The following is a 3954-nucleotide window of genomic DNA, read 5'->3' on the forward strand; positions in this document are numbered from 1 at the left end:
GGTCCAGCACGCGCCGGACGTCCTCGGCGGGCAGGTTCGGGTCTCGCAGGTCGGTCATGTCAGGATCCTTGCTCCGGTCATGCGGCTGGTTCCGCAGTAGCGCCCCTGCCCGCCCACCGCAATGCGTGTCAGCGCGCGACCTCGGGCGGGGGCGGGAAATCGAGCATCTGGTTCGTATAGGTTTCCACGACCTCGCTGAACGGCCGGTCATGCGCATCGCGCAGCACGGCGCGCTGGCGCACGATCTCCGCCGGTGGCACGATCATGGCGCCGGCGGGGGATGCGGCCGCACTTCCGGGCCATGGCGACCACAGCCGGGTGAATTCCAGCCTCTGGCGGGAAAAATCCAGCGGGGCCACCACGCGGCCAAACGGCACGTCGGTCTGTTCCAGCGCGGCATTCATCGCGGCTGTCAGCCGGTCGGGCACGTACCAGTTATCGGCCACGGACAGGACATGCGGGCCACAGACCAGCCTTACCTGCCTGTGGCGGACTGGCTGGGTGGCACTGACCGCCAGTTCGGCGCGGACCCGCTCAGGCACGATGTCCGGGCCGGACCGGACCACCTTGCGCGCCATGACGACGGGCGGGTCCGCCATGTGATGGAGCGCGCACCATGCCTCCAGCGCGCGGGTGGCGCTGGGGTGGGTCAGGAGCATGATTTCCATCTCCTGAATCGCCACCAGCATACCCGCCCGCCCCAGCGGCGTATCGGGCCAGCCCGCCGCCGCCACGGGCATGGTGCTGGCGACCAGCAGCCCCAATGCCCCCATGGAGATTGACACGATCTGATTTTTCATGGGCCTGCCCCCCGGCGCATGGCGCGCGCGACCATGCCTGACGTGGGGGAGCGGATCACGCACCGCCCCGTTATCCCGCGCCGGGAGCAGCCCCCCATCATGGACCTGAAGCAATGAAACGGGCCATGCGGACCCGTTGACGCCCCCCACGAACAGCCGCCCTTCCCCGCCATCGGCCTGAATGCCGGAGCCGATGGTGGGCTATCGCGGGGTGTCGTCGCGCTGGCCGGAACCGGTTCGCACCGGTCCGCCAGCCTTACAGCGAGCTGCTGCGGACGCGCATGTAGAGGATGATGGTCTGGCGCGGCACGGAATCCAGATCTTCCGCCTCCAGATCGCGCATCACCACGTAATCCCCGAACGCGCCGGGCTGTGACGTGATCCAGCGGCCGTACAGCCCCTCCAGCACCGGCGCCAGCCATGTTCCCGGCGGCTCACCCGCGCTGCCAACCTGCGGCAGATCCTCATGCACGATGCGCAGGGTCTTTTCCTCGCTCAGCAGTTCGAGCGAGACATAGCCCCAGCCGATCATGGACAGCAGGGCATTGAGTTCGATCTGCAGGGTGTCGATCGTGTTGCACAGCGGCGGCGCAAGCCGACCCGCCATGCCGCGACCGACCTCGCGCAGAAGCTCGTTCCTGACCTCGATCCCGGCCTGATCGTCAATTTCCCAGGACAGGGCCTGAAGGAACAGGGAAAAATCCGGTTGTTTCTTGAAAGTTGTCATTACTGGTCCATAACAAGATAGTGGTTCGAAATCATGGCACTCCCCCGCGGTGGTCGTGCTGTCCTAGCGATGATGGCGCCGCCACCATGCCGCACCGGGACTGCGGATAAAACAACTATAACCTACTCTGCCACCAAACGTGGCCGCAAGCCAGCGGCATTGGCATCCCCGCCACACCCCGCGTGACGCGCCCACGCGCCCACCGGTCAGTCACGGAAGGTGCGCTTTTGGACCTGCAGTTCCTTGTAGCGGCGGCGGGCATGGCGGACCAGCGCGCGCGACATCACCGCCGTCAGCAGCAGGCAGGCGATCAGGCCGATCACCATCACCCGCATCGGGCGGTTGTGCATATGCCAGTCAGGCCACATCCATAGCGGCACCGACCCCACCGTATAGACCGGCGAGCCGAGATAGGACGACACGGTATCCCCATGCACCAGCACCAGATCGCCCTGGATGTACGGCTGGTTCTTGCGCTGGTTCAGGGTCTGGATCAGGTGGTTCAGCCCCGGCGCGTCGCCGGACAGCAGGGCCAGCACGGTGCGCCCGGACATAAGGGGCGACTGCGCCTCCACCATCGCGCCGACACCCCCCATGAGATCGGTGTCAACTTCCGTGGTCGCGTGCCGCTTGAGGGCCGAGAGCGGATCCTCAAACGCGTTCCATACCCCATCCAGCGCGGAGCGCGCGGCCATGTGCAGGTGCCCGTCCGAAATCTGGTAGGCCGCGTTCACCAGCAGCGGCGCGATGTCCGCGCTTTCCCCCAGCGTGGACAGGACAATCAGGTTTCTATCCGCCACGTCGCTCACATGGTCAGCGGTGACGATTTCAACACCGGCCACCGGGTACCATGTCGTGGCCCCCATGAAGCCCATCAGATCCAGGAACGCCCCGATCTCGGGGGCGGAAGGATGGTCGGGCAGCACCACCGCCGTATGCGACAGGTCGGCATAGGTGGTGAACGGGAAACCCGCGCTGGCCATGAAGGCCAGGTTCGGCATGGTCGTGATGTGATAGGCGTTGGAAAAATCGATGGTGGAGTCAGGATCGACCGCCAGGCGCAACTGGCTCGGTCCCGCCTTGCAGGCCCCGACGGACGACATGGGCATCGCATCGAACAGGAACTGCAACTGGTTCTTGCCGTAAACCATCCACGGCTGGACCATGACGGTATGCTGTTCAACCCCCGATGCGTTGCCCAGGCCGATATGGGCCAGCGCCCTGCCAACGGCCCCGTTACTGTCACGCAGGGAATAGGAACGCAGGTAGATGTTGTTGAGGCTGATATCCAGATGCGACCGGGCGACATCCACAACCGGCCCGTCGGGGGAGCGGAAACGGACATGCACCTTGTACGGGCGACTATGCCATGTGTACAGATCCGGCGGAATGCGGAACGGCACGGTCATGACGCCGGGCGTGTAGCCCATGCCCTGCAACGCGCTGTCCGGCACCAGTTCGCCCAGCTTCACGGGGCGTGAGGTCGGGATGAAAGCCGGGGCGTCGTTGGGCTGGCTGGGTGCGACGTCAATGGGCGCGATATCGGCATGGTCGGTGGCGGGCAGCGTGCCCGAACCGAAGCCTATGCCCTTGCTGGCCGTAATCACCTCGTCCCGGTCACGCCCGGTCACCACCAGCACGGTTCCGTTGGGGTCGGATGGATTGGCCACTTCCATGACCGTTGGCCCCCCGACGGACAGGTGCCCGAGCGCGGCGGGCAGTTCCGCAACCACACCCACCGCGATGGCGTTGCCCGTGCGGGGCACGGTGGCGGAGACGGGGAACGTGACGCCACGGAAATCGGTCTGCCTGCCAAACCATGAGGCGACGATGCCGGTGGCCGTCAGGATCTCGGGGTCATAGCTTGCCGCCAGCACCACCGGGATGACCGCCTTCTGGTCCACCGCCCTGTCATAAAAAGGCTGCGGCAGGCGGGCAAGCTGCCTGCGGGCCGGAAGCGAGATGGTGGTGACCTGCAACTGCGAATGTTCCGAAACGCTGGCCCATAGCAGCTTTTCCATGGGGTCGGCGCAGCCTTTCGTGCCGACCGCGAAGCTGAAGTTCAGCCGGTTGCTGTTGACGAAAAAGATCGGGTTCACGTCAAACGCAATCGGCCCGAACGCGGGCTTGCCCGGCGTGGGCCGCAGGGTGCCGACATACTGTTCGTTCAGCGTGATGGTCACAGCGCTGTTTTCAGGCCGCAGGCTGGGGGACATGGCCCCCGAGACGATCAGCCGCGCCGAGGTGACGAGTTCATCGGAAGGAATGCCGAACTGAAGCCCCTGCAACGGCGTGGCGCTGCGCATGGTCAGCGCGGTGAGCGCGCCGAGCTGGTCGAACGTATAGGTATGGGTGGTGGCCATGTCGCCGGTGGCGCCGCTCGCACTCTCGCCACTGTCCACGGCGGCCGTGGCCGCCCTGGCCGTT

The 3954-nt window shown here is 65.9% G+C and carries 3 protein-coding genes; all 3 read right to left on the reverse strand.

The annotated features are described in order from the left end of the window. Nucleotides 1–128 precede the first annotated feature (128 nt). A complete protein-coding gene (locus JCM25156_RS23445; protein WP_242402596.1) occupies nt 129–950 on the reverse strand; it encodes a hypothetical protein in 822 nt (273 codons plus the stop codon). Between the two features lie 106 nt (nt 951–1056). Continuing rightward, complete coding sequence (gene bcsD, locus JCM25156_RS10530) at nt 1057–1527, reverse strand: cellulose biosynthesis protein BcsD (protein ID WP_025813054.1); 471 nt, start codon at nt 1525–1527, stop codon at nt 1057–1059. Nucleotides 1528–1733: 206 nt separating this feature from the next. Beyond that, nucleotides 1734–3954 (reverse strand): cellulose biosynthesis cyclic di-GMP-binding regulatory protein BcsB (locus JCM25156_RS10535; RefSeq protein WP_025813055.1); only part of this gene is annotated, 2221 nt, incomplete at its 5' end.

It is taken from the genome of Komagataeibacter kakiaceti JCM 25156 (assembly GCF_000613305.1).

Excerpts from the sequence above, each read along its gene's own strand:
- bcsD (WP_025813054.1), bottom strand. The coding sequence starts at position 1,527 with ATGACAACTTTCAAGAAACAACCGGATTTTTCCCTGTTCCTTCAGGCC.